At 29.7% G+C, this 26,537-nt stretch carries 19 protein-coding genes; all 19 read right to left on the bottom strand.

All coding sequences use genetic code 11. The annotated features are described in order from the left end of the window. Nucleotides 1-56: 56 nt before the first annotated feature. Entirely contained in the window at nt 57-1,820 is a 1,764-nt protein-coding gene (locus tag CSPA_RS07970) for a bifunctional diguanylate cyclase/phosphohydrolase (protein ID WP_015391721.1), read from the bottom strand. A gap of 173 nt (nt 1,821-1,993) precedes the next feature. Further along, nucleotides 1,994-2,806 (bottom strand): purine-nucleoside phosphorylase, encoded by an 813-nt coding sequence (locus CSPA_RS07965; protein ID WP_015391720.1) that lies wholly within the window; start codon nt 2,804-2,806, stop codon nt 1,994-1,996. 789 nt (nt 2,807-3,595) lie between these two features. Beyond that, nucleotides 3,596-5,626 (bottom strand): FtsX-like permease family protein, encoded by a 2,031-nt coding sequence (locus tag CSPA_RS07960; RefSeq protein ID WP_015391719.1) that lies wholly within the window; start codon nt 5,624-5,626, stop codon nt 3,596-3,598. Next, nucleotides 5,616-6,383, bottom strand: coding sequence for an ABC transporter ATP-binding protein (locus tag CSPA_RS07955; protein ID WP_015391718.1), 768 nt, complete (start codon nt 6,381-6,383; stop codon nt 5,616-5,618). The genes CSPA_RS07960 and CSPA_RS07955 overlap by 11 nt, the downstream gene beginning before the upstream one ends. Before the next feature lie 191 nt (nt 6,384-6,574). Next, entirely contained in the window at nt 6,575-6,868 is a 294-nt protein-coding gene (locus tag CSPA_RS07950) for a hypothetical protein (RefSeq protein ID WP_015391717.1), read from the bottom strand. 111 nt (nt 6,869-6,979) lie between these two features. After that, entirely contained in the window at nt 6,980-7,993 is a 1,014-nt protein-coding gene (locus CSPA_RS07945; RefSeq protein WP_015391716.1) for a sensor histidine kinase, read from the bottom strand. Next, nucleotides 7,990-8,661, bottom strand: a complete 672-nt coding sequence (locus CSPA_RS07940) for a response regulator transcription factor (RefSeq protein ID WP_015391715.1) — start codon at nt 8,659-8,661, stop codon at nt 7,990-7,992. The genes CSPA_RS07945 and CSPA_RS07940 overlap by 4 nt, the downstream gene beginning before the upstream one ends. A 99-nt stretch (nt 8,662-8,760) precedes the next feature. Next, the gene (locus CSPA_RS07935) at nt 8,761-10,476 is read right to left on the bottom strand and encodes a methyl-accepting chemotaxis protein (RefSeq protein WP_015391714.1); all 1,716 of its coding nucleotides are present in this window, start codon (nt 10,474-10,476) and stop codon (nt 8,761-8,763) included. 141 nt (nt 10,477-10,617) lie between these two features. Then, nucleotides 10,618-11,250 (bottom strand): amino acid ABC transporter permease, encoded by a 633-nt coding sequence (locus CSPA_RS07930; protein ID WP_015391713.1) that lies wholly within the window; start codon nt 11,248-11,250, stop codon nt 10,618-10,620. 2 nt (nt 11,251-11,252) lie between these two features. Continuing rightward, entirely contained in the window at nt 11,253-11,981 is a 729-nt protein-coding gene (locus CSPA_RS07925) for an amino acid ABC transporter permease (protein WP_015391712.1), read from the bottom strand. After that, complete coding sequence (locus CSPA_RS07920; RefSeq protein ID WP_015391711.1) at nt 11,981-12,796, bottom strand: transporter substrate-binding domain-containing protein; 816 nt, start codon at nt 12,794-12,796, stop codon at nt 11,981-11,983. The genes CSPA_RS07925 and CSPA_RS07920 overlap by 1 nt, the downstream gene beginning before the upstream one ends. Nucleotides 12,797-12,824: 28 nt before the next feature. Further along, complete coding sequence (locus CSPA_RS07915; protein ID WP_015391710.1) at nt 12,825-13,547, bottom strand: amino acid ABC transporter ATP-binding protein; 723 nt, start codon at nt 13,545-13,547, stop codon at nt 12,825-12,827. A gap of 156 nt (nt 13,548-13,703) precedes the next feature. After that, nucleotides 13,704-15,383, bottom strand: coding sequence for an acetolactate synthase large subunit (locus tag CSPA_RS07910; protein ID WP_015391709.1), 1,680 nt, complete (start codon nt 15,381-15,383; stop codon nt 13,704-13,706). Between the two features lie 255 nt (nt 15,384-15,638). After that, a complete protein-coding gene (locus CSPA_RS07905; RefSeq protein ID WP_015391708.1) occupies nt 15,639-16,526 on the bottom strand; it encodes a response regulator in 888 nt (295 codons plus the stop codon). A 156-nt stretch (nt 16,527-16,682) separates the two neighbouring features. Then, nucleotides 16,683-17,945 (bottom strand): ATP-binding protein, encoded by a 1,263-nt coding sequence (locus CSPA_RS07900; protein ID WP_015391707.1) that lies wholly within the window; start codon nt 17,943-17,945, stop codon nt 16,683-16,685. A 353-nt stretch (nt 17,946-18,298) separates the two neighbouring features. Next, on the bottom strand, nt 18,299-19,213 hold the full coding sequence (locus CSPA_RS07895) for an AEC family transporter (RefSeq protein ID WP_015391706.1): 915 nt from the start codon (nt 19,211-19,213) through the stop codon (nt 18,299-18,301). 286 nt (nt 19,214-19,499) lie between these two features. Further along, nucleotides 19,500-20,828, bottom strand: a complete 1,329-nt coding sequence (locus tag CSPA_RS07890; RefSeq protein ID WP_015391705.1) for a hypothetical protein — start codon at nt 20,826-20,828, stop codon at nt 19,500-19,502. Between the two features lie 253 nt (nt 20,829-21,081). Next, a complete protein-coding gene (locus tag CSPA_RS07885; protein WP_015391704.1) occupies nt 21,082-22,887 on the bottom strand; it encodes a pectate lyase family protein in 1,806 nt (601 codons plus the stop codon). 958 nt (nt 22,888-23,845) lie between these two features. Continuing rightward, a complete protein-coding gene (locus CSPA_RS07880) occupies nt 23,846-26,401 on the bottom strand; it encodes an MBL fold metallo-hydrolase (protein ID WP_015391703.1) in 2,556 nt (851 codons plus the stop codon). Nucleotides 26,402-26,537 lie beyond the last annotated feature (136 nt).

Here is a 26,537-nt window from a genome sequence, read left to right as displayed (position 1 = left end):
CCACTAAGTAATACTTAATCCAAAATTATACAACTTTTTGAAACATAATGCAAATCCTATAAAAAATCAATCACTTCATCTACAAATAAATTAACTAATTTGGGATCAAATTGACTTCCAGAGTTTCGTTTTAACTCTTCTATCGCAAACTCCTTTGTTAATGCTTTTCGATAACTTCTATCACTAGTTATTGCATCATATGTATCTGCAATTGATATAATGCGTGCTTCCATAGGAATTTCTTCACCTTTAATCCCCTTAGGATATCCACTTCCATCCCATCTTTCATGATGGGAAAGTATGTACTCTGCAATATCTGATAATTCATTTACTGTACTTAATATTCTAAATCCAATTTCAGGGTGTCGCTTAATTTCATTATATTCTTCAACTGTAAGTTTTCCTGTCTTATTAAGAATACTTTCTGCTATTGCTACTTTTCCTATATCATGCAATAATCCAGCTGTTTTTAACTCTTGAACTCTTGTCTCTGGTAACTTGAGCCTCATCCCCATAGCTTCACATAATTGTGATACTCTAACTGAATGCTGTTCTTCATTCCTATTCTTTTCATTAAGGGTATTAATTATTGTACTAATAGTTTTTCCCCTCATATTTGAACTTTCAAAAAGCTTTCTTTTATACATATAATCTTCAGCTTTTCTAAATATATCTTGGATATTCTCTTCCACATTATGTTTTGTCTCATATCCAAAAGAAATAGACAAATCTATATTCTGTATTTTTTCCTCTTTAGCTAAACTATTAATATTTTTAATAATCCTTTCTGCTTCATCGGTATCTGTTTTAGGCATCAAAATAACAAATTCATCTCCGCCTAACCTAACGATAATATCTTGAGGTCTACAGCCTTCTTTTATTATTTGTGCTGTTTTTCTAATTAACTCATCCCCCACAACATGACCAAAAGAGTCATTAATTAATTTCAAGCCATTTACATCACCTAAAACTATGGTCAGAGGAAAATTATTTTTCACATCTAACCTAATCAATTCATCCTCATAGAAACGTCTATTATATAGTCCTGTTAATTGATCATTATAACTTAAGTATTGCAAACTTTCTTCTAATTTCTTTCTAACAGTTATATCTCTTAATATAGCTAATACTTCATTTTCTCCATTCTTAACCATTCTTATTTCAAAATAGCCTTCAATTCCTTCATCAATTAACTTATACTCAAAACTTTGTAAATCACCAGTTTGCAATAGAAGTTTTAAACTTTTATCAGCCAGTTCAGCTACTTCATTTGGCATAATTTCTGCGATACTTCTTCCTATAAATTTTTCTCTTGATACTAATAGCAAATTATCATCATCGGTTTCACATCCTATAAAAACACCTTGAAAATTGATAATAAACAAGACATCTGGAATAGCTTTAATAATTGCTCTACTCTTTTCTTCGCTTTTATTTAGTTTTTGCTGCTCTTCATTTATTTGTTCATATTGACTTCGTAATTCCTCTTCATAAGCAGCTAATTGTTGAGCATAAGCTTCAAGCTCTTCATGAGTATTATTAAGTTGTCGTTCTACAAAATATATTTTTTTCAAAAATGTTCCAATTAATAAATAGAGAATGATTGTTGTTACAATTATATATAGAAAACCTTTATAAATACTGAATTTTAATATTCCATTCTGATCCTTTACAATTATTGCAATAATTGTATCTGAAAAATAAATCCAAACAATACCAATTATAGCATATATTAAGCATATATTTATATTTTGACGTTTGAATGAATACTGATTGCTTGAAAAAAGTGAATAAATTTTATTTCTAATCCACATAATCATATTAATTCTCCTAATTTAAGAAACTATTCTCTATTTATACTTTTTTTACATACATTTTAGCAAATTATATCTTATATTATGAAAATATTCAATAATATTTAGAGACTATTGCAACTCACGTTACAATAGCCTCCAAACTTTATTTATTATACCCAATCTCAGTCTACATATTACTAAATTTCTTCTATAATCCTTGCTACCCACTTACATAAATCTATAGAAGCCTTTTGAGCTATTTCTACTACTCTATCATGAGAATGTTTTACTTTTTGTATTCCTGTAGCCATATTAGTTATGCAAGCTATTCCAAGTACATCCATTCCTAAATAATTTGCAACTATAGTCTCAGGTACAGTTGACATTCCAACTGCATCAGCTCCATGACGTCCAATCATCACTATTTCTGCTGCAGTTTCATAATAAGGCCCCATAAATCCTGCATAAACTCCTTCTGCATAATTTATTTTTAATTCCTCTCCTATTTTCTTTGCCTTATCAATAAATTCTAACTTAAAAGGCTCTGACATATCAGGGAATCTTGGCCCAAGTCTCTCATCATTTATTCCAATTAAAGGATTATCTCCAAATAAATTTATAAAGTCATTAATGATCATTAATGTTCCTGGCTCAAAACTTTTATTTATTCCACCACAAGCATTAGTTACAACGATTTTTTCTATACCTAATTTTTTCATCACATATATTGGATATGTAACTTCCTTCATTGTATAACCTTCATAGTAATGAAATCTTCCCTGCATTAACATTACTTCTATTCCATTAATTTTTCCAAATACTAACTTACCTTCATGTCCTTTAACTGTTGACACAGGAAAGTTTGGAATATTCTCATAAGGAATTTCTTCTACTTCTTTTACTTCACTAACCAAATCTCCTAACCCTGTTCCAAGGATTACTGCAATTTTAGGCTTTCTATTAACCTTACTGTTAATGTATTCTACTGATTCCATTATTTTATCGTACATAATTTTTCCTCCTACTTTAATAAGTTTATGTATACTACTATATAATTTACTATATTTTAGATAATAATTCTATAATCACTAATAAAAAAGCATACTAAAACTAATTTAAATTTTTAATATGCCTTAATATATATGTTACATTGATCAATTGTCAATGCTCATAATCAATGTATTTTAATTTCTGCTTAAGGTCTCTTTAAGCTTTCAATAATTACTTTTTCAATGTATATTTATTCTATAGATATCCCAATTAATAATCAAACTTATAAATGGAATATGTATGCATTATGCATTATTGAGAAATTATAATCGTAACACTACACTAGAAATTAGATACATATTTGTGCAAGCGGCATATGAAATTAAGCTGTGATGATTATTAAGCAGATAAGTGAAAGTCCAAATCTATGATTTGGTTTCTTGAACTTAGTTAACTCATCATGAGTTAACCTCCTTTAAAAAACTGATTTGGTGTGAATCGCTTACTCAGCGAGCGAACGTGAGTCGAGTTTCCTCTATGGCTTGTTCCATTTTAGCATGTCTAAAAGTGAATGTCCAAAAAGTAAGTGTCCAAATTTTATATTTGGAAACACGCACTTTCTCCCTGGAGCTTTTATATTTGGAAACATGAACTTTCTCCTTGGGGATTTTACATCTGGAACACGCTAAAATGGTGATAAGCTCCAATTTAGAACCTTCCAGCGAAAATTTCACTAGTCCTGCAGAAGACAAATGTATTGGATTTCGGTAAGTTACCGCATAAGTCTGATTCTTGGTTTGGATTAATAACTAATTATATTCATTTGCAACTACATTCTTGTAAGCTATATAAGTTGCATATAAGTATCCGCCATAAACTATAACCATTATCAAAGCTGTAACTAAAATAGATTTTAACTGGTCTGAAGAACCTAATACAATTAAATAATTGTTTACCACTTTTATTCCAACATAAGAATGGACCACTGAAAGACCTAATGGTAATGTAAAGAATATTGCCACTTGCTTAAATATACTTTTATTAATCATCTTCTTAGTTGCACCTATTTTTCTTAGAGCTCTATATCGTTCTATTGATTCATTACACTGAGATAATTGTTGAAGTGCTAATACTGCTGCACTTGCTAGTAAAAATACTATTCCTAAATATACAGCTATAAATAATATTAATGCTGATACGCCTCTATTGGCCTCATATGCCATTTCCCTTGTAAACCCATAAATATTATAATTAGCTTTTTCACTTTCATTGCCAGCATTATAGGTAAAATCATTAAGTATAGTAGTTAATTCTGCTTTAGCTTTTTCTTTATTGTCTCCAGTAAAATTCAAGTTCACCATTTGTTCTGTTGGTTTCAAGCCTTCCACTAAATTATCTGGAACGATTAAGGTTAATAAACTATCACTTGAAGGTGAAGTTGAAAAAGCCTCCTCATTAACTTTCTTTTCTTTAAGGTTAAATTCCTTATTTCCAAGTTTTATTGAGTTTTCATTATTTACAAACTTAGTTAATAATTCTTTTAACGGTTCGTAATTCGAGGATACTAAAATTTCATTATCCTTAAGATTTATTTTTGCTTCACCTTTTAAGTTTCTCATGTCATTATATTCAGATACTTTAATCATACTTAGTTTTTCAAAAATCTTCATATTTAGCACACCTTTTTGATCATCAGTAACTGCATACTTATTCAATAAATCTTTTGCACTTGCATTATATTCATAACTTGCAATAGTGAAATACTTAATATCCTTATCTAAATCCAAATTCAACTGTTTTAAAACATCAATTGTTGAAGGCACCTCATTGCCTTTATTGCTAGATAATACAATAGATGCATCAAAGGGTGTTTGATTTTTCAATGTACCTTCCATAGAATTTTTAATGCTAAGCCCTGATGCTAGAGTACCTATTGTCACAAGAAGCATTAAACAAATTATTGTCATAGAAATGAAATTAGTATTAAACTTACTTGAAATCTGCCTTATATTAAATATATTTAATTCACTTAAATACAAATTTTCATTTTTTTGAAGTAGAAAAAATGCAGCTGATGCAATTCCATAAAAGAAAAGTCCAGTTCCCAAAATTCCAAGGGCTATAGATGCTTTAAATCTATTATCATAGAAATTTAAGCCAGCCTTATTTACTAAATAGTAAGCATAGCCTAAAACAATTATTGAAAGAATTAAAATAAGTGCTGCTAAAAAAGGATTTCTAATCTTTACCCTTTCATTTTTCTTGTCTGCACATAATAAATCAATCAATTTATATCTTGAAACAATAATTACATTAAATATCATTACTAATAAATACATTATTGCAAAGTATAAGATTGTTTTTAATATAGCTTTTGTTGATACTACAAAGCTATATTTTGTCATTTGCATTGCAAAAAGTTTAGCGGTAAAAATTGATAATACTTGTGAAAATAGTAGTCCAAGTAATAATCCAGCCACTAAGGATATTATACCGATGTATAAAGTTTCAAAAAATAATATCTTTGACATCTTTCTTTTGGCCATTCCTAAAATCATATATACTCCAAATTCTTTTTTTCTTTTACTAATCAAAAATTTAGTTGCATATATTATTAACCCACCTAAAATAACAGAAACTCCTATTGATATAATTGAAATCATTTGTTCCATTACTTTAACGTATCCTGCCTGACCTTTACTCATATCAGCCATTACAGATTGAGATTCAATTGAGTTAAAGCTATAAAATATACATACTGCAAAAGTTAAAGTCAAAAAATATATAGTATAATCCTTAAAGCTTTTCTTTACATTGTTTAGAGCCATTTTAGAATACATCTTTAGAATCACCTCCAAGAAGAGTTACAATTTCAATAATCTTATTAAAAAAATCTTTTCTAGAATCTTCTCCCCTGACTAATTCATTAAAAATCTTTCCATCTTTAATAAACAATATTCTATGAGCATAACTTGCTGTAAAAGCATCATGAGTTACCATCAAAATAGTAGCTTCTAATTCTTTATTTAATTTTTCAATAGAAGTTAAAAGCAATTTTGCAGCCTTAGAATCTAAAGCTCCTGTTGGCTCATCCGCTAATATAAGCTTTGGATTATTTACTATAGCCCTAGCTGATGCAACCCTTTGCTTTTGTCCTCCTGACATTTGATATGGAAATTTGTTTAGCACTTCTGTTATTTCTAAGCTTTCAGCTGATTTCCTAACTAATTCATCAACTTCTTTTCCTCGCTTACCGGCAATTGTCAAGGCTAATGCAATATTTTCATATGCAGTTAATGTATCTAATAAATTAAAATCTTGAAATATAAATCCAAGCTTATCTCTTCTGAATTTTTCTAATTTCCTACTTTTTAATCTTGTAATATCATCTTCATCTATTATTATTTCTCCAGTAGAAACTTTATCTATTGTTGAAATACAATTTAACAAAGTAGTTTTCCCACTACCAGAAGGCCCCATAATTCCAACAAATTCTCCTTTTTGAACTTTAAAGCTTATATTATCAAGTGCTTTAGTCACATTGTCTTTACTTCCATAATACTTTTCTACATTTTGTACGTTTAAAATATTTTCCATAATTGTTCCTCCGTTTTCTAATTAAATTGGATTTTTCTAACTCCATGACTATATTCTAATATCTAGCACCTTTTTTTCATATTGAATTAGCTTTCATATTTCTTTCATTATTGTAAGGTAAATTAAATAATAATCATAAAATATAGAGCACCTACTTATTCAAATAAGGTAAGCGCTCTACATTTAATGAATTAATTTTGTATTTTTTCTTCTATTTTACTTTCATTTTTCCTTTGATTTTCTAGTTCGGCTGCTTGTAAAAGACCTGGTGCGTTTTCTTTTATAAACGAATATTCTTCAGCATTTACAGCAGCATTATTTTCTATTTTTTCTGCTATTAAATATACATTAAACATCTTCTTATGTACTTTTTGAAAATTTTTAATAATTTTCGAGAAATCTTCTTCTTTGTGTTTGTTAGCTTTTAAAATTGATTTAAAGCACTTCTTTTGTACTGATAGGATCTTCTCCTCTTCAACTTTCATCAGCTATTCCCCCTAAAATTATCCATTACTTATATTATCGAGTAACCATAGGGAATATTAACTCAAATTATCAAAACAATCATTATTTAATGTTACACTTATTAATTGCGACTATTTTATGTTTGAAAAATCTCCAATTGGGAAAATTATATTAACCTCAGTACCTTCACCTTCTACAGATCTTAGAGATATTCCAAGGCCTAACTTTTCACAAAGCTTTTTGCACAAATAAAGACCTATCCCCGTAGATTTCCCATACTTTCTTCCATTCTCACCTGTGAAGCCTTTATCAAAAACTCTATTTATCTCATTTTTAGGAATACCAATTCCATTATCCTCAATTGTTAATATGATATTTTCTTTCCCAAAAGTTGTATAAGCTTTTAAATTAGCATTATTAGTCTTACTATATTTTATTGAATTAATAATAATTTGATTTACAATAAATATTATCCACTTAATATCTGTAATCACTTTTCCAACTACTTGTTCAATGTCTACAGATATTTTTTTATTTATAAAATCCCTCCTATTATTTCTAATCACCTCTTGAATTGCTTCCTTTATTTCAAATTCACGCACTATATAATCCTTGCTTACATCAGTGCTTCTAGAATAATACAGCGCTTGATTTATATAGCCTTCAATTTTTCTAAGTTCATCTCCTAAAGCATTTTTATCTTTGCTTTCACTATTTTCTATAATTAATTTTGATGATGATATTGGCGTTTTTATTTCATGCACCCAAGCTTCAATATACTCTCTATATTCCTGTTGAAGATGTTTATAAAAATTAACATGCTCATGCATATTTCTATTACAGTCACTTAATGTTTCATATATAACTCTTCCTTCATAAAAATTTGGTGATTTTATTAATTCAGGCAATAGATACTTTTTATCCAAATTTTCAATAATTGAATTGATATTATCAAAAAAACTTTTCTTCTTAAAGTAATCTATTATTATATACACGGTCAAAGGCAAAAACCAAATTAAAAAAACAACAAACATTATAACTCCAGAGACATTAATTATCCCCATAATAACAAGAATTAACGAATATACTATTAAATTAATTACAATATATGGAGCCTTTGAAAGAAAATATTCCTTTGTATTCATAACAAAATATAACCTAATCCTCTCTTAGTTTCTATTCCATCTTTAAATCCTATCTCTTGAAGTTTCTTTCTTAATCTTGTGACATTCACAGACAAAGTATTATCATCAACATAAATATCCGAATTCCACAAATAATCCATTAGGTCATCTCTTTTAACTATTCCACCTTTATTTTTCATCAGACAAAGAAGTATTCTAAGTTCATTTTTTGTTAAATCAATCTTTTCTTCTTTAAAACTTACACTTCCATTTGTTATATTTAACTTTAATCCCTTATGTTCAACTATTTCAGAAGACGAATTGCCTCCTGAAGCTCTTCTTAGAACCGCTGCAATTCTTGCAAGAAGTATCTGAGTATTATATGGTTTTGTAATAAAATCATCGGCTCCAAGATTCATACTCATAATTTCATCCATTTCACTATCTCTGCTTGTTACAATTATTATAGGTATATCCTTTTGTTTTCTAATTTCCCTGCATATATAATATCCATCATAGTAGGGAAGATTTATATCAAGTAAAATTAAATTTGGTTCTTCTTTTAAAGCTATTTCAACTATATTTTCAAAGTCGCTTGGTCCATAAGCTTCATATCCATATCTTCTTAAAAATTCAATAAGTTCATTTTTTATATTTTCATTATCCTCTATCAACATAATCTTAGCCATATTAAACCTCCTTTAAACAACTGTATGCATAACCAATAAATTTATTATTGATTATGCATACATAAATAACATACCATAAATTAGCAAAAAGTTATATAGTTATAGAGTAAATTTTTCAATTTGATTTATCATTGAAGCTGTCTTTTCTTTTAATAACTTAGAGGTTCCTTCTACTTTATCTGAAGAAGTTATCATATTTTGAGTTGTAGCTGAAATTTCTTCTGCTGAGGCAGAATTTTCTTCTGCAACAACTGAAGTATTTTCTGCAACAGAAATAATATTATTCTTACTCTTATTTACTTCTAATATAGAATTATTAATTTCACTAACCTTAGGTATAATAGCTTCTATTGAAACAATAATATCTTTAAACGAATTTATTGATATATCTATAATAGAAATCTGCTTTGAAAGAGCTTCATTTGCATCAGTAGTAGTTTTTGTTACTACATTGGTTTCATTTTCTATAGAACTTATTAATTCATTAATATCACTCGAAGAATTCTTTGATTGCTCAGCTAAATCTCTTATTTCCTCAGCAACAACAGAAAATCCTTTTCCTGCTTCTCCAGCTCTTGCTGCTTCAATTGCTGCATTCAAAGCTAAAAGGCTTGTTTGTTCAGCTATATCATTCAATAAAACTGTAATTTCAGTTATAGCTTTAACGCTATTAGTTAAATTTGATATTTTTGAAGTTACTTCATTAAAGGAATTTGATATATCTCCTATTGAACTTATTAACTGTGTTAATTCCTTATTACTATTTTGAGCTTTAGCACTTATTTCCTTAGTACTACTATCTACACCACTTATAGTCGTTGCAACATCATCTAGTGTTACTCCAAAAGAATTTAAAGAGCTATTCATAGTTGAAAGTTCTGCTGCTTGATTACAAGAACCTTGAGCAACAGCCTCTATTGCATTTGATATTTCTTTTGTTGAATTATTCATTTCCTCAGATAGATTAGACAGAGAACTAGCTTGTTCAGATATCAATCCTGAATCTGATTCAATATTTTTTAAGATATTTGCAATTGAATCAATAGTTTTTTTCAAGGCTGCATTCATAACACCAAACTCGTTTTTCAAGCTTGTATCAATTTCAATGGTGAAATCACCTTCTGATAAAGTTTTTAATTTAGCTGTAAATTCTCCTATAAGATTTTTTATAGCTACAGCCACTATCAATGAAATTATTGATAATATCAATAAAGATAATCCAAATATAATGCCAAATATAATCATATTATTGTGGTAAAGCTTTCTTGCTTCATCATTTTTTATATTAGCAGCATTCTTTTGATAATCTACAAGATCAGTAATATTTTTAGCCAAATCTGATCCGTATTTTCCCATGTCTACATTAGTTATTTGTTTATCTGGTGTTAGTCCTTGTTTTCTTTGTTCTATAATATTAGGTATAAAGGAATAATAGTGTTCAAATGCTGTTTTAGCATCATTAACCAGCTTTGCTTCATTTTCATCATCTTTACATGCAACTGTTTCTTGCTCAATTATAGTAGTTATATTATCATGAAGTTCTAGCATTGATTTTTCATTTGCAGGATCAAAATCCCTATCAATTATTTTTGTTAACGTGTTCCGTAAAACGCCCATATATCCATTAACGTCTCCCCAATCCCTCAGTTTAGGAATGACATCACTATTAATTTGATTTGTTAAATTATACATCTTATTAGTGCTAAAGTAACCTACCCCTCCAATAGCAACTGTTCCTATAAGCGACAAGAACCATATTAATATTATGGTTTTAGTTATTTTAACATTTCTCAATGTTTTTGAATTTATCTTCATAAATAAATTCCTCCGTTCTGTGTTTTATAAATTATATTATCTACTTCTTTATATTCGTAAATATAAGAAAAAACTTCACTATAAGTGAAAAATTTACAGAGCAGGTTAATAACAAACCTGCTCTAATAGAATTTTATATTATTAATATTCAGTTCTAATATTTCTAACACCACATGATATAGCAAAGTTAATTATAAAGTAAGTTCCTGCTATAGCTCCAAACAATAAAAATATTTGGGATGATGAGACAAAACTTCCCATGAGAATCATACCTTTTCCTGTAAATTCCTCTATTCCAACTGCCCATAAAAAGGATGTATCTTTTATTACAGTAACTGCCTGTGATAAAAATGTGGGAATACAGCGTCTAAAACTTTGAGGCAAAATAATATATCTTAATGCTTGGAATTTCGAAAAACCTTGTGAATAAGCCGCTTCATATTGCCCCTTACTTACAGAATTCATCCCACCTCTAAATATTTCTGCCATAACTGCTGAAGTAAATAGTGTAAATGATAGAATTCCTGAATACATAGGTTTTATTGGAACTAAAAATCTAATAGATAATATCCATAATAGTAATGGAGTATTTCTAAAAATTTCTATATATACAGCTGCAAATCTTCCTAAGATTCCTTTTGAAAAATTTCTTAAGACGGCAAGAATAGTTCCAAAAAACATACTAAGGATAATTGATACTAGGGCTATAGTTAATGTCAATTTTATTCCTTGCATTAAAAACATCAAATTAGTTTGATTAAATACTGTTGACATAATTATAGCCCTCCTTCCGCTGCAATAGTTTGTGCAGCCATAGATTTTTCAATATTAATTGACGATTTCTTTTTTTCCCTTAGCTCAAGTTTCCTTGAAAACATTGCAAGTGGATAACACAATATAAAATAAAGTACACCTGTTATCACATATGCTGGTCCATAGTACATATTTGAACTTGACCATGAATCAGCTGTATACATTAAGTCTCCTCCTGCAATCATTGCTAATATAGATGTATTCTTTATTAGATTTACTAACTGATTTGCAAGTGGCGGTATTATTATCTTTACTGTCTGTGGTAATATTATATATCTCATTGTTTGAATGTGTGAAAAACCTTGTGATTTTGCAGCCTCAAACTGTCCCTTTGGTATTGATATTATACCAGTTCTTACAACCTCAGATATATATGCTCCATGATATACCCCTACTCCAAGTACTCCTATAAGGAACACTGGCAATACTATTTTTACATATGGCAAACCATTAAATAAGAAGAATACTTGAATTACAAGGGGCGTATTTTGAATTATCTCAACATATATTCTACTTATAATTTTAAAAAATTTGATTTTACTTGTAGATAGCATTCCAAAAATGACTCCAAGTATTAGGGCCAGCATAAGCCCTAATATTGATACTTCAAGTGTTGTTATAAATCCCTCAATGAATATGCTAAAGTCTTTAAAAAGTGCTTCCCATTTAAATAACGAAAAAGGTCCATTCATTACTTAATTTCCCACTTTGCAATTAATTTATCCATTTCACCAGAAGATTTCATATCATTTACTACGCCATTTATAACTTTAGCAAGTTCAGTATTATCTTTTTTACTTGCAATACCATATTCTTGAGGATTATATCTATCATCTAAAATCACTGTTGAATCATCTACATACCCATTTAAAATAGATGCATCAACTGCAGAACAATCAATTCTTCCTGAATCTAATGCTGCCTTAAGTTCTGGATAGCCACCAAGTTCAGAATATTTAAGGGTGATGCCTTGCTTCTTTGCTTCATCTTCTAGAGCCGCTTTAGTTGTAGAGCTTTGAGCCACACCTATAGTTTTTCCATTTAAATCTTTTAATGATTTTGCTCCAAGACTCTTTTTAACAAGTAATCCAACTCCATCTTTTATATAAGAGTCTGAGAAATTATAACTTTTCTTTCTTTCATCTGTAATAGTAAATGTCGCTGCAACCATATCTACTTCGCCATTATCAAGAAGTGGACCTCTTGTCTTAGCTGTAACCCCTTGAAATTCAACTTTGTTTTCATCACCTAATAATTTCTTTGCTACTGCTTTTGACAAATCAATTTCAAAACCTTCAATTTGCCCACTTTGAGGATTTTTATATCCATATTTAGGTACGTCGACTTTTACCCCAACTTTAAGTACCCCTCTATCTTTTATTGCTTGTATCTCTTTTGCTTCAGAGCTACTTCCCCCTGAACTGCTTGCTGTTTGTGCTGAGCTGCAGCCTGACATCATAATACACATTCCTAATCCTAATGCTAAAAATACCTTTTTCAATTTCATATATAGCTCCCCTTTTTTATAATATTATTTATCTTATTACTTTGTTTAAAAAACTTCTTGCTCTTTCATTCTTTGGATTTGAAAAAAATTCATCTGGAGTTCCTTCTTCTATTATTTGACCTCCATCCATAAACACAATTCTATCTGCTACTTGCTTTGCAAATCCCATTTCATGAGTTACAACCACCATTGTTATATTTTCCTTTGATAATCCCACTAAAACATCCAAGACTTCTTGAATCATTTCTGGATCTAATGCTGATGTAGGCTCATCAAATAACATTATCTTTGGATGCATATTAAGTGCTCTTGCTATTGCTACCCTTTGCTGCTGACCTCCTGATAATTGACTTGGATAGGCATTTGCCTTTTCCTCTAGTCCTACTTTTTCTAAATACTTCAATCCAGATTCTTCTGCATCCTTCTTACTCACATTTTGAAGTTTTATTGGTGCCAGTGTTAGATTCTCTAATACTGTCATGTGTGGATATAAATTAAATTGTTGAAAAACCATTGCAGTTGATTGCCTCACCTTAGCCAATTCTTTCTTTAAGCTTAAATCACACTCATCTACAGTAACTTTTCCTGATGTAGGTTCTTCTAAATAGTTCATACATCTTATGAGTGTTGATTTACCAGATCCACTTGGCCCTATAACAACCAGTTTTTCCCCTTCCTCCACTGTTAAACTAACATTCTTCAATACATGAACATCCCCAAAATTTTTAACTATATTATCTAATTTAATCATTTCTTGCCCCCTTGATTTTTTTCATAGCTCACTTTACACTATCATAATTTTAAAATTAAACATTATTATACAATCGCATATGCAAATCTTTATCCCCACATCTTCAAAATTCACTTACACTCTTATTAAATTAAACATTCTTTACTTTATTATCTTTTAATTATCACTAGCATAAATTTCTTTTAAGCGTTCAGTTAATCGTATGTTTTCACCATAATCAACTGGACAATCAATAATAACTGGAACAGTTTGCTTAAATGCCTCTTCTAGTGTTGGTATTAAATCTTCAGCCTTTTCAATACGATATCCCTTAGCATTCATACCTTCTGCTAATTTCACAAAATCCGGATTAGTGAAATCCACATAGCAGCTCTTACCATATTGTTCAAGTTGCTTCCATTTTATAAGTCCATAGTTGCTATCATTAAAGATTAGAGTTACAAATGGAGTTCCTATACGAATAGCTGTTTCAATTTCTTGAGAATTCATCATAAAGCCTCCATCCCCAGTAATTGCAAGCACCTTCTTATCTGGATTTATTAATTTTGCTGCAACTGCACCTGGTACCCCAATTCCCATAGTTGCAAACCCATTAGATATTATGCAAGTATTTGGTTTATAACAGTTGTAATGTCGTGCTATCCACATTTTATGTGCCCCTACATCTGAAACTACAATATCCTCTGCTCCCATAACTGTTCTTACATCTGCCAATATTTTTTGTGGCTTCATAGGAAATGACATGTCCTTTGAATAGCTTTCATTTTCCATTTCAAGTTTTTCCTTAATGTCTAAAGCATATTTAGGCTCATCTTTTCTAGAAGTTCTTCTTGCAACCTTCAAAAGTGAATCTGAAATATCACCAATTACTTCTACTTTTGTTTGATACAATTTATTAATGTGTGCTGACCTTGTGTCAATGTGTATGATTTCTATATCCCCTTTAGGATTCCACTTTGACGGTGCATATTCAACAATATCGTATCCAACTGCTATCACCATGTCTGCCTTCTCAATTAATTTATTTACATAATCCTTTTGCGGAATACCGATAGTTGCTATAGAATAAGGATTATCACAAGGGATAATTCCTTTTGACATCATCGTCATGACAACGGGAATCTTTAAATCTGTTGCAAATTTAGTTAATGCTTCACTAGCTTGTCCTCTAACTGCACTGCTTCCAGCCAATATTATAGGATTCTTTGCTTTAAATATTGCAGCAGCAGCTTCTTCAATAGTATCAAGTTCCGCTAGTTCCTTTGGTGGTATTTTTTTTATTAATGGCTTTTCACACTCTTCAACTGGCATCTTAGCTATATTAACAGGTAAATCTATATGACATGCACCTGGCTTTTCACTTTCTGCATATTTAAAAGCAATTCTTACAATTTCATTTACTGTATTAGGTCGAACTATCATCTTTGTTCTCTTTGTAATTGGTTCAAACATCTTACATAAATCTAAGAATTGGTGTGAAGTAATGTGCATCCTTTCAGTTCCAACCTGACCAGTAATTGCAACAAGTGGCGCTCCATCACTATGAGCATCTGCAACCCCAGTAACCAAATTAGTTGCCCCTGGCCCTAAAGTAGCTAAGCATACTCCTGCTTTTCCTGTTAGCCTGCCATATATATCTGCCATAAATGCTGCACCCTGTTCATGCCTAGTTGTAATGAATTTAATAGATGAATCATTAATTGCATTCATGACTTCCAGATTTTCCTCACCTGGGATACCAAAAATATATTTAACGCCTTCTTCTTCTAAACATTTGACTAATAGCTGTGCAGTATTTAAGCTTACTTTTTCTTTTCCTCTGCTATTCTCTTCCATAGTTCTTTCTCCATTCCAATGATAATTTTTATAGGTTTCTTCAACAACGTGGCTGCACCACATTTGAATTCATAAGCCTTTCAAATTTCTAAAATCATATTTTTTCTATATAACCAAAAAGGAGCCTTGGCATGTACACCAAAGCTCCTTTGCTTCTACTTATCTTGAATAAGATTATATATTTCAAAAGTATTTAAGTCAATGAGATTTATCATTTTGTGTTTTCTGTAGTTTTCTGTAGTTTTTAAATATGTTTTAATTTAATATCTTAATCAATATTCCTTCTATAAACTTTTTGGTATTAATTTTTCCTTGAATAAAAGATGGATGTTTCAAATGTTTAATTTCTTGCTTCACCTGCTTAATATCAAATAGGGAGTATGCATATTCTTTATATAAACTGTTCTCTTCATTTTCAATTCCAAAACTGGCTAATGAAGTCATTGCCTTAGTAATAGTTCTTCTAATACGCTGCTCCATAGATTTGCAATTAATAGAAGCTAACATATCCCCATATAGCTCTCTTGCAACGTCCATATATACTCCTTTAAGTTGGTAAGGCTTTGATGGACTAACTTGTTTTTTACTCACTATATTCAATATAACAAGCTTAAGTTCATCTACTCCTGCAGTGCCTACAATATTTATATCTGAAAAAATACTCATTAATTTATCTTCTAATGAATCTTCTGATTCCTTTTTTGCACTTTGATTTTTTTCAATATTTTCTTGGAAAACTACACTCTTAATCATAGAAATGGACTTTTCTAATTCAACTTGCTTTTTCACATTAGTAATTACACTTATTGTTTCAATCATATTTATAGGTTTATTTATATAAAAAAGTATCCCGCTCTTATATGCATTTGAAATCATTTCTCCCTCTTCAACTTGAGATATCATTATAACTTTCCCCTTATATCCACTCCAAATAATATTCTTTACAATTTCAATACCATCAACTTCTGGTAATAATAAATCAATTAGTACAATATCAGGATTAATTTTTAAAATAACATCCTTTGCATTTTTTCCTGTTGTCAATATTGATAATACCCTGCCTAATTGATTTTTCTTAATAGTTTGCTCTAAAATCTTACATATTGCTATATCATCATCAATAACTATAAATGTTGTTTCCATAAACAGCTCCCCCTATTAAATATTGCACATTGTATAATCAATGTAGCAATTTATATTTACACTTCATAATTCATACTGAAAAGCCCTCGACTTTTCATAAAATATATATTATAACAATTCCTAAAAGGATTTCTTTCTCAACTAGTTTCTTATCACCTACAACTTTACAATTGGTATCTTAACAATAAACTTTGTTCCCATACTAACCTGACTTTTTACTTCTATTGAACCACCTAAATCATCAATGAGATTTTTTACATGACACAGTCCTATTCCTGTAGACATAGCTCCAGTATCCTGATTAAATTTAGTGGAAAATCCAATATTAAAAATATATGGTAATACATCTTCCTCAATGCCTGTCCCATTATCACAAACTATAAGTGCAAGTTCTTTTTCTGATATTTCACCGATTACACTAATCGTACTCTTATCATCACATGCTTCAATTGCATTAATAATCAAATTATTCAAGATTGCAAATACATCATAATACCTTCTTATATAGATATCTTTTTCTAATTTGAATTCTATGAAAATATTAGGATTTATACTTTCTATTTGTCTTTTAGTGTTATCCGATATTATGGAGAAAATTTCTGAGACTGACATATATTCAGTTTTCTCAACGTTCTCCACCAATGCATTAATACCTTTAAGCACGCGATCATTATTTTTTCTAATTTCATGAGCATTTTGCGCTATAGATAAAGCTTTAGTTGAAACTTGTGCTTCACCTTTAGTCATTTCATACAAATTATAAGCTTCCTTCATAACATTATTTAAGTCATTAGTAGATTTTTGTAAATAAAATGCTTCTGCATATATCTTTGAAACCATTAAATTTAATTCCGCGTAACGTTTCTGGTGTTCTGATTTTTTAATATATAACTTTTGATAATTGTATATTAAAAAAATCATACATTGTACAAAAGCACGTATAATTGCAGTAAATACTATTATCTTAATAGCATCTAAGGAAATCATGCTTCTAACCGATATCTCTATAAGGTTACATATTACATCAAAACCTAATAACGAAAAATATAAACGTAGTATTGATTTATTCTGCTTATATAGCGGAAATATTGTTCCTAACATTCCATAAGCAAAATAAAATATAGCTGCTGGAGCAAATTGTATTACCACTTCCAATGAATAGCTATAAGAAGCCCATGCTAAACCAAAACTTCGAATAAGTGTAGTTAGAATCCCGCTGATTATTCCTATTACTAATGGATAAGAACGCTCTGTAATTGCAAGCACAAAACCAATTGCAACTACCCCAAGGCCTAAAACAAATCGACTGCTAAATGGGTAAATATATATTTGAGCAGAAACACTGATCAAAATAGAAAATAATATAGTATTTCTCAAACAAAGTTTAGTTTTTGCTGTTATCTTAATTTTACTTATCATCTTACATCACTCTTTTAAATAATTTATGTTTTGTTAATTTTTTACACTGTTCATTAATACTTAAAAAATATATATTTCATAGCTCTTTCAAGTTTCTAATACCCAATAATTTTCTTTTACAAAAAAATAGCAAGGACATCAAAAAAGTTATGACATCCTCGCCAAAAATATTTATACTAATTTTATTACCTATAATTATAAACTATATACTTAGTCTAAAGTCAATAGTTTTTTATAATTTCACTTTATATCCCTAGTACACGATCAAAATTTCCTTTAGTGCTTGTTTTATTATGTTTTTATTTCATTAAATTCTCGACTTAACCTGTTAATATTATTAATCAACCTTCCATTTACCAAATAATATTTGCTAAATACAATATCATAGGAATTGTAATTAATGATAATAAAGTGCTTAACCCTACTAACTTCGCTCCATATTCATAATCCCCACCATACATTTGTGAAAACATTGGTACTGTAAGACCAACTGGAGTAGACATTGCTATTAGTACAACTTTTTTGATTTCTGCTAGATTTTCTGGAAGAAATTTAAATAAAATTAATATTACCATTGGAATTACAATTAATTTTATAAAGCAAACAAAATAAGCATATTTATTATTAAATAACGTAATAACCTTATTCTTTGCTATATATGTACCTAGTAAAATCATAGCTATAGGGGTATTAGTTTGTCCAACTAAGTTAAAAGAGTTATATAAGAAATCAGGCAACTTTATTGGTGAAATAAAAATTATCAATCCAATGACTACAGCAAGAATTCCTGGATTTAACACAATACTTTTTAAGGTAACTAAACTTTTGTTATTTGATACAAGGTAAATTCCATATGTATAACTTAAAATATTAAAACAAACTAAATATGCTGAAAGGAAAAAGACTTGATCTAAACCTATAATACTTGTAACTAAAGGAATACCAATAAAGCCTGCATTTGCAAAACCTATTGCAAACTTATCAATTCTCTGTTCCTTCTTAAAGAAAATTTTTCCTATTAGAAATCCTATTATCATTACAGCTAAAGAAATTATAAATGATATTCCAAGCTGAATTAACTTCTCCATTGAAAAATTCATTTGATAACGAGTTAACATAATCATAGGATTAATAACCCATACTAACAAATTTGAAAGCTGTTTTGAGCCTTCATCATTAATTAATTTTTTACGATATACAATAAACCCAATTATCATTAATACACACATAATGCTAATTTGACTTACAATCGTTGAAATAATTTCCATAACACATCTCCGTTCATTTAAATATTTTATCTTAACGTTTATTTATAATCATATGTCGAAATATATTATATCATTTGTGACATGTATATTCTATTCTATATTTTTCAAGAACAAAGTGATTACTGCATATGAGAACATTTTATGCAGGCGAATATGATTTGTTTTTTATTATTTTCTTATACACAGCTCATTTTAATAGTCCTTTTCATATATTATCCACAGATAAAGAGAAAAACCATACAAAATTAGGTATTTAATCACCTATCTTGTATGGCTTTTCATTTAATTACTTCCAGAAACTAAAATTCATACGAGTTGGAATTTTTTTATCCGCAAGTTCTTGTCTCATCTTAGCTATTGCTGCATTTACTTCTGTTCTTATAGCTGCTTGTTTTGTTGTATCTACAATTGTTATACTTCCACCACTTGGAGCTTTAAGATTCTTTTGTGCAAATGCTTGTACATTTGTAAAGGTTCCAGCCTTCATAAGATCAAGTTGATAATCACCTGCTTTGTTTCCTAAGGACATACCATTAGTTATGTTAATTGTACCTGTTCCATTATTTTCATCAAAGCCCTTTGACATATTATCAACTGCTAAACAATCTGTCATATTTCTAACACCATTTGTTTGAGCTCCATATTTTGATGAGCCAGAACCCATCTTAAATCCATTCCCATTACCTTTACATTTACCAATTGTTAAATCCTTATCAACTGGAAGCCCATTGGCTTTATCATAAGCTCCACTATAAACCGATGCATCTCCACAATGATATGCTACACAATGGTCATAGGTTAAATCACTATTTCCCACACCAAAACTATCCCAAGCATCATCTGAATTTTCAGCTGATACACAATATGAAAATACATTACCTGTTCCAAGGAAAAGTTTTGCTGCAAATCCATCAGCATTTCCACCAGTTGTTAGTGGGTCAAAGTTTCTATACGCCACACAACCTGTTACTGTATTGTTGCTTGGACGCACACTAATTCCTATATCTTCAAGACCATTACTTCCTGAAATTTGAAGACCTGCATCACCATTATAGCTGAATACACAGTCAATAATGTTATTGTCATCAGGCTTTCCAGGAACTTGTTTTGCTGCTGGTAATGTACTATTATAATTTGGCTTTATAAGCATTCCATTATCATATGCCTTTTCAATTGTAAGTCCTTGGATTGTATAATTACCTCCACTTACTCTAACACCTACATATGAATCTCCAGTTGCCTTAGGACTTGCTTTCTTAGCTGCATCTCTAAATGAAGAAAAATCTAACACTGGAGAATATCCATCTGCTGCCTTTATTGTAATACCTGAATTTACTTTATCAAGTACAAGCTGGCTTGTACAATCAAGCCTATCTGCTGCAATTTCAATTGTTTGTCCACTCACTGCTGCTGCAACAGCTGCTTTTAATTCATCAAAAGTTTTAACTGTAACAACCTCTGCAGCTTTGAAAGTTACAGCACTACCAGTAGTAGTTTTTAAACTAGTTGTTGCTGCAAAAGTATTTACAGCAGGATTTCCTGAAACATAACAAATAGATAGAGCCATAGACACAACTGCTAATTTTGCTAATAAAGTTTTTAATTTTTTTGACATAATACTATCCCCTTTTTCATTATAATTTATACGTAATATTAATTTTGTATTTATTCCAATAATCAATGTCCTATTACCAATTATCAATTGATGGTCGCATCAATTGAGTATTTCTTAAATTGAGCTGTACAATAATCTTAGTTAGAATTTATATATATAACTTTTATAGTAAATATATATCATTCTCTTTAAAATACTCATTGTTCACGTTAACTATAATTTCAAAAAAATTATAGTTATTATTTTCAAGTCTTTATTTACTTACTGAGTTTCCTCCAACAGCTACTAAGTCAGATGTATAATTCACAATCTTATCCTTTAATTCAGCATTTATTGAATGATCAGCATCATCTGCATCTGTAAATGTCCATTTGAAATCTCCACCATCTACTCTTCCTGCATAAGCAGTAACTTTATCTTTTGCTGCTTCTGGTGAGTCTGGTGTATATGAATACATACTTGAAGCTGTATCAAAGTTGTTATAAGTATTTCCTCCACTTACTGTCTTGTAGGTGCTTGAAACTGCTTCATTTCTTGACGAAGCTAAATACGCATCAAATTGATTAGCATCCTGATTAGCATAAACAAGTCTTGTTTCTCCTACAATTTGATTATTATATGCTTTAATTATTCCACCTGCTTCTCCTGAAAAGCCTCCTTTAGGATTTTCATAAATATCGCTGCCTTGTAATGAACTTAACATTGGATATTTGCAATTTCTAAAATAGTTACCTTCTACAAAAACAGAAGCACCTTTTGTAACACCAACTCCATATTTTGAATTACCATCAAAATAATTATTGTACACGTGAACAGAACCAACCCTAATACGTGGATGTCTTGAGTCAGAATGATCAAACCAATTATGATGATAGGTTACAAAGAAATTGTTTGTATCTGACATTCCACAAAGTGAACATTTACCCGAATCATGGAAATGATTATATGATACTGTAACATAAGTTGAAGTTTGTTTTATATCACAAGATCCATCTCCTTTTACTTGATCTGCATCACTTCCAGGTGCTCCATAGAAAAAGTCATTATTATGGACCCATATATTTTCATTATCAGTATCAAGTGAAACACCATCATCTGGGAACATCATAATTCCAAGATTTCTAACTTCTACATTATGAGCATTTCTAACAAGTATTCCCCATCCATAAACTGTAGCATCTTCTCCTACGCCTTCAAGCGTTACATTATAACAGCCTTTTAATTGTAAATATCCAGAACTGTTAAGTCCATTAATATCAGAGCCTTTAATTTCTCCTACCATACGAATAATAAGTGGAGTTTTATCATAACCCTTTTGACGTGCTGCTAAAATATTAACGATACCAGTACAAGTAGTTTTAGTTCCCTTAGCATTTGTTACAACATCTGCTGTTACTGTATTTACATTGCCTGCTGTAATATATAATATTTTTGCATTACTTGCTACAGTACCATCATCCTTATATCCACCAGAACCTGTACCCATTGGTGATTGTTTTGAAAATGCAAAACCTTCTCTTGTATTTGTATCTACTTTAAGAGTTTTTGTGATTGCTTGTGAGGAAGAAGCTTCTTGATTATTTATAATAGGGACTATTTTTATCACATAATTTCCTTGTGCTAAACCTAATACATCAGCTCTAAAATATGATTGATATTTTCTAATTAATTGATTGTCTAATTGTTTATATGTAGAATCTGCTCCATTTGCTGCTTTGTAATAAACATTATATCCAATAGCCTCTTCAACAGGACTCCATTCTACGCTTGCTGATTCTAACCACCCTTCACTATCTAATATAGATACTGAATTATTTACTACAGATACTGCTGCTAAAGTAGTTCTTGTAGCCATACTTAAATTGTTTGTAGTTTCTGCCGTTTTTGCATCACTTGCGGTAGTAGCACTTTTATTTCCACTTAATGTACTAGCACTAGCACTAGTAATAAATGTTGATGACATAACCACTGAAGACGCTAAAGTAGCTAATGCTACTCTTTGTGAAAATAATTTGAAATCTTTTTTCATTTGTTTGCTTTTTTTTAATTCTCTTTTCATTTCATTCCTCCATTTTATAACCATATTTTTTTATTTATATTGAATTAAACGCTTACCTTAATACCTTTACATAGGTAGTAATTTAATCCATATAATACATTGTATCGTTTGCAAGTAACTATTTAACTCTCAATAAATACATACTCTCATAATTCATAAATAATGTAAATGCATTTTTCTTTAAACGTATAAAATCACTCCTTAAACTCCAATAATTTATATTCTTCTTATTAATTCTTCTTTTTATTCCCAAAATTAGACGTTTTATACCAATATTATCGAAAATTTTATATTATCCTATTAAAGAATATAAAAGACCTATATAGATATCCAAAGCGAGAATTAGACTTATGCAACAATTACCGAAATCAGATACATTTATCTTCCACAGGACTAGTGAAATTTTCGCTGGATGAGTTCTAGGTGGAAGGTTGCCCCCATTTCTGCATGTTCCTAAGGTAAATTTATGACAAGCAGAAAATGGAACAACCTTAGAGGAAACTCGACTCACGTTCGTTCGCTGAGTAAGCGATTCACACCAAATCATAGATTTGGGTTCTCTGCTTAATAACCATCACAGCTCAATTTCACATGCCTGCTTCCAGAAAAATGTATCTAATTTCTAGTGTAGTGTTACGATTATAATTTCTCAATGATGTATGTATATTCCATTTATAAGTTTGAATATTAATTTGGATATCTATATTGCAAAAATAATTCTTCAAAGTTTAAAGATTTCCAAAGGAAATCAACCTTCATTGACAATTGATGCCCTGAAAGGGTACCCTGTGGGGAATTGAACATTGATAATTGCAACATATATATGACAAAAATGATGTCCAAAATTTAATTAAAGCATTGCCCCACATGATGTATATATCACAAATCCTTCCTCAAAAAAATAGAAATAAGTTTTTGAGCTTTTGCTCATCACTTATTTCTATTAATTCTTCAGCAGCTAATTTAAGGTCATACTACATCCTGTCATTTTTTCGAATTCAAACTTAACCTTCTCAAAACCTTCTTCACCCTCTGTAATATTTAATGAAATGCTCATATTACTTGGATTATAGGATGGATTTTTCTTTAATAACACCTCATTTTTTTCGCATAAAAGCTTTGCTATATTAATTAATTCATTTTGATTTACTTTGCCAGAAATAGCAATACTCCAGCCTATTTCAAGTGAAAGGTGTTCAAGCTTTTCTTCATATTTCTGTCCTATTTTAGGTGATATAAATACAAGTTCAATATATTTCACATTTCCATTAGTCTTTATACTTTTTTTATAAGGCTTATGTTCTTCATTTTCAAAAGCTTTGTCAATAGAATTTAAGGCTACATTTTGCTCTATAGCTTTAATTCTATCAACTTCAAAAAATAATTTATCACTACTTAAAACATTATTAATTGCTGAACTTCCTTCTTCAACTATTACAAGCTTCCACCCAGTTTCCTTTTCAAATATTTTATTTTCACTTACAGCCCCAGAATCTTTTCCATTAAGAAATACATTTATAGAAAACTTTTCTAGATAAAAGGATATTTTTTTAATCAATGTTGGATCAATTATTTTTTTAATAAGAAGCTCTGCTGCACTATTATTTATTTTTTCATTAATACATATTTTCCATTTTGTTTCTTCATAAAATTCCTTCATTAAGCCCTCAATATTAGAATCTACTCCTTGAGGAAAATCGAAATTCAATACTATTTCTTTTGTTCCAAGCATTACACTAATTTTTTTGTAGTCAAAAGCTTTAAATTTATCCTGTACAAGCTGTATCAATTCTTGTTGAGTAAGCTCCTTTGGTTTTAATGCTTCTTCTATATCTTCCTTAGTTTTTGCCTTAAATAAAAATAATCGCTTTACATCACTTTCAAAATATATACTATTTATTATAATTTTTTTAAAATCCTGTGTCTTGCTATCACTATTATTACTAGAAGAATTATTCATTCCTTTATCTTGTAAAATTCCAAATTTCTTTTCTCCACTCCATATAAATGCCAATTCTTCAATTGTCAAAAGCTTATTATTATAATTTTCATTAACACACTTCCATAGTTCATTTATATTAGCTTCATTTAATGCTTCTTTCCTCCTCAAAACATATGGAAAGTTCTTATATAACTGCTTTCTAGGATTTCTGATGTTTATAACAATTTCTTCTCCACAAGCTGGTGTAAAAGTTCTTCCTATAAATTCATCTGATATTTCTTTACCTAAACTTCTTATAACTTCTTCATTACCATGAACTAAAATAATATTTCTTGCTGATATTCTTTCTAATACGCCCTTAATTTCATTTTTATCTGCATGGGCTGATAATCCAACTTTTCTTACATTGCATTTAACTGGAATATTTAAACCATTTATATTTAAATATCTCTCACTATTTTCATCAGCTTCAGTAAGCTCTAAAATCTTTCTTCCCGGTGACTCTTCATCTTGATATCCTGTAATAATAATGTATCCATTTTCCATTGGTGCTATTTTTTCTGCATAAAAGGCACTTTGACCACCAGTGAGCATACCTGAACTTGAAATAATAATTACAGGTTCCTTTTGGTTAAGTATTTCTTCTCTATTATCTGTAATCATAATTTCCATTATATTATCATCGTAAAAAGGACTTGCACCTCTTAATATTTTCTTTCCAAGAGAATTCTTTAGAAATAATGGATTCTTATTATAAACCCTATTAATATCTCTTACCATTCCATCAACATAAACCTTAACATTTTTTATAAGCCCCTTATTCATGGCACTTTTTAAAATAAGAATGACTTCTTGAGCCCTGCCTAAGGCAAACGCTGGTATCAGCATCTTTCCATTGTTTTCTATACATTCCTTTACTGCTTCAATTAAATTTCTTTCCTCAACTTCACGATTAGAATGTAATCTATCTCCATAAGTAGATTCAACTATTGCTACATCAGGTCTTAACTTTGGCAATTTCGCTCCTTCAACAGTTCTTTGAGAAAACACGGAAAAATCACCTGAATAAAATACTGCCCCCTCGGGACTCTGTAAATACACACAGCTGGCACCTGCTATATGTCCTGCATTATAAAAGGTAACATGCATATCTTCAAAGATAGGGAATTTCACTTCATAATTTATAGTAAAAATCCTGTTCAAGGTATTTTCCACATCTACTTCAGCATATAAAGGAATTTCTGCCTCCCTGTTACTCATTATCTTCAAGCTGTCATATAACAAAACCTTAACTAAATCCTTAGTCATATTATTCATGTATATTTTAGCATTCGGATATTCTTTACTAATAATAGGAAGACAACCTATATGATCTAAATGAGCATGACTTATGATTATTGCATCCAAGCCACCATAAGTCTGAATATCCCTAAAATTAGGCATACTATCCTTGCTTGCATTTTGCCTAATACCAGCATCAAATAAAATATTTTTATTATTTATTTTAATTAAGATTGAACTTCCACCAACTTCTAAAGCTCCACCTAAAAAATCTATATTAATAATTACCACTCCAATTTATAATATAATGACTACATAATTTGTAATAATGTAATAACTTAATACAAATTATATACATCTTTCTAATAAATTTCTATATAATAAAAAGAACTTATACTATTCTTGAAGATTAGTATAAGTCCTTTAT

It is taken from the genome of Clostridium saccharoperbutylacetonicum N1-4(HMT) (genome assembly GCF_000340885.1).
Taxonomy (GTDB): domain Bacteria; phylum Bacillota; class Clostridia; order Clostridiales; family Clostridiaceae; genus Clostridium; species Clostridium saccharoperbutylacetonicum.
The sequence above is the reverse complement of the archived record's forward strand: the minus strand, read 5'-3'. Positions and strand labels throughout refer to the sequence as shown.

What these genes read in the sequence shown, in the direction of transcription:
- CSPA_RS07920 (WP_015391711.1), bottom strand. Translation starts at nt 12,796, where the DNA reads ATGAAATTGAAAAAGGTATTTTTAGCATTAGGATTAGGAATGTGTATT.
- CSPA_RS07945 (WP_015391716.1), bottom strand. Translation starts at nt 7,993, where the DNA reads ATGAATACAAAGGAATATTTTCTTTCAAAGGCTCCATATATTGTAATT.
- CSPA_RS07960 (WP_015391719.1), bottom strand. Translation starts at nt 5,626, where the DNA reads ATGTATTCTAAAATGGCTCTAAACAATGTAAAGAAAAGCTTTAAGGAT.
- CSPA_RS07940 (WP_015391715.1), bottom strand. Translation starts at nt 8,661, where the DNA reads ATGGCTAAGATTATGTTGATAGAGGATAATGAAAATATAAAAAATGAA.
- CSPA_RS07955 (WP_015391718.1), bottom strand. Translation starts at nt 6,383, where the DNA reads ATGGAAAATATTTTAAACGTACAAAATGTAGAAAAGTATTATGGAAGT.
- CSPA_RS07895 (WP_015391706.1), bottom strand. Translation starts at nt 19,213, where the DNA reads ATGGAAATTATTTCAACGATTGTAAGTCAAATTAGCATTATGTGTGTA.
- CSPA_RS07900 (WP_015391707.1), bottom strand. Translation starts at nt 17,945, where the DNA reads ATGATAAGTAAAATTAAGATAACAGCAAAAACTAAACTTTGTTTGAGA.
- CSPA_RS07910 (WP_015391709.1), bottom strand. Translation starts at nt 15,383, where the DNA reads ATGGAAGAGAATAGCAGAGGAAAAGAAAAAGTAAGCTTAAATACTGCA.
- CSPA_RS07885 (WP_015391704.1), bottom strand. Translation starts at nt 22,887, where the DNA reads ATGAAAAGAGAATTAAAAAAAAGCAAACAAATGAAAAAAGATTTCAAA.
- CSPA_RS07970 (WP_015391721.1), bottom strand. Translation starts at nt 1,820, where the DNA reads ATGATTATGTGGATTAGAAATAAAATTTATTCACTTTTTTCAAGCAAT.
- CSPA_RS07965 (WP_015391720.1), bottom strand. Translation starts at nt 2,806, where the DNA reads ATGTACGATAAAATAATGGAATCAGTAGAATACATTAACAGTAAGGTT.
- CSPA_RS07905 (WP_015391708.1), bottom strand. Translation starts at nt 16,526, where the DNA reads ATGGAAACAACATTTATAGTTATTGATGATGATATAGCAATATGTAAG.
- CSPA_RS07915 (WP_015391710.1), bottom strand. Translation starts at nt 13,547, where the DNA reads ATGATTAAATTAGATAATATAGTTAAAAATTTTGGGGATGTTCATGTA.
- CSPA_RS07925 (WP_015391712.1), bottom strand. Translation starts at nt 11,981, where the DNA reads ATGAATGGACCTTTTTCGTTATTTAAATGGGAAGCACTTTTTAAAGAC.
- CSPA_RS07890 (WP_015391705.1), bottom strand. Translation starts at nt 20,828, where the DNA reads ATGTCAAAAAAATTAAAAACTTTATTAGCAAAATTAGCAGTTGTGTCT.
- CSPA_RS07930 (WP_015391713.1), bottom strand. Translation starts at nt 11,250, where the DNA reads ATGTCAACAGTATTTAATCAAACTAATTTGATGTTTTTAATGCAAGGA.
- CSPA_RS07950 (WP_015391717.1), bottom strand. Translation starts at nt 6,868, where the DNA reads ATGAAAGTTGAAGAGGAGAAGATCCTATCAGTACAAAAGAAGTGCTTT.
- CSPA_RS07935 (WP_015391714.1), bottom strand. Translation starts at nt 10,476, where the DNA reads ATGAAGATAAATTCAAAAACATTGAGAAATGTTAAAATAACTAAAACC.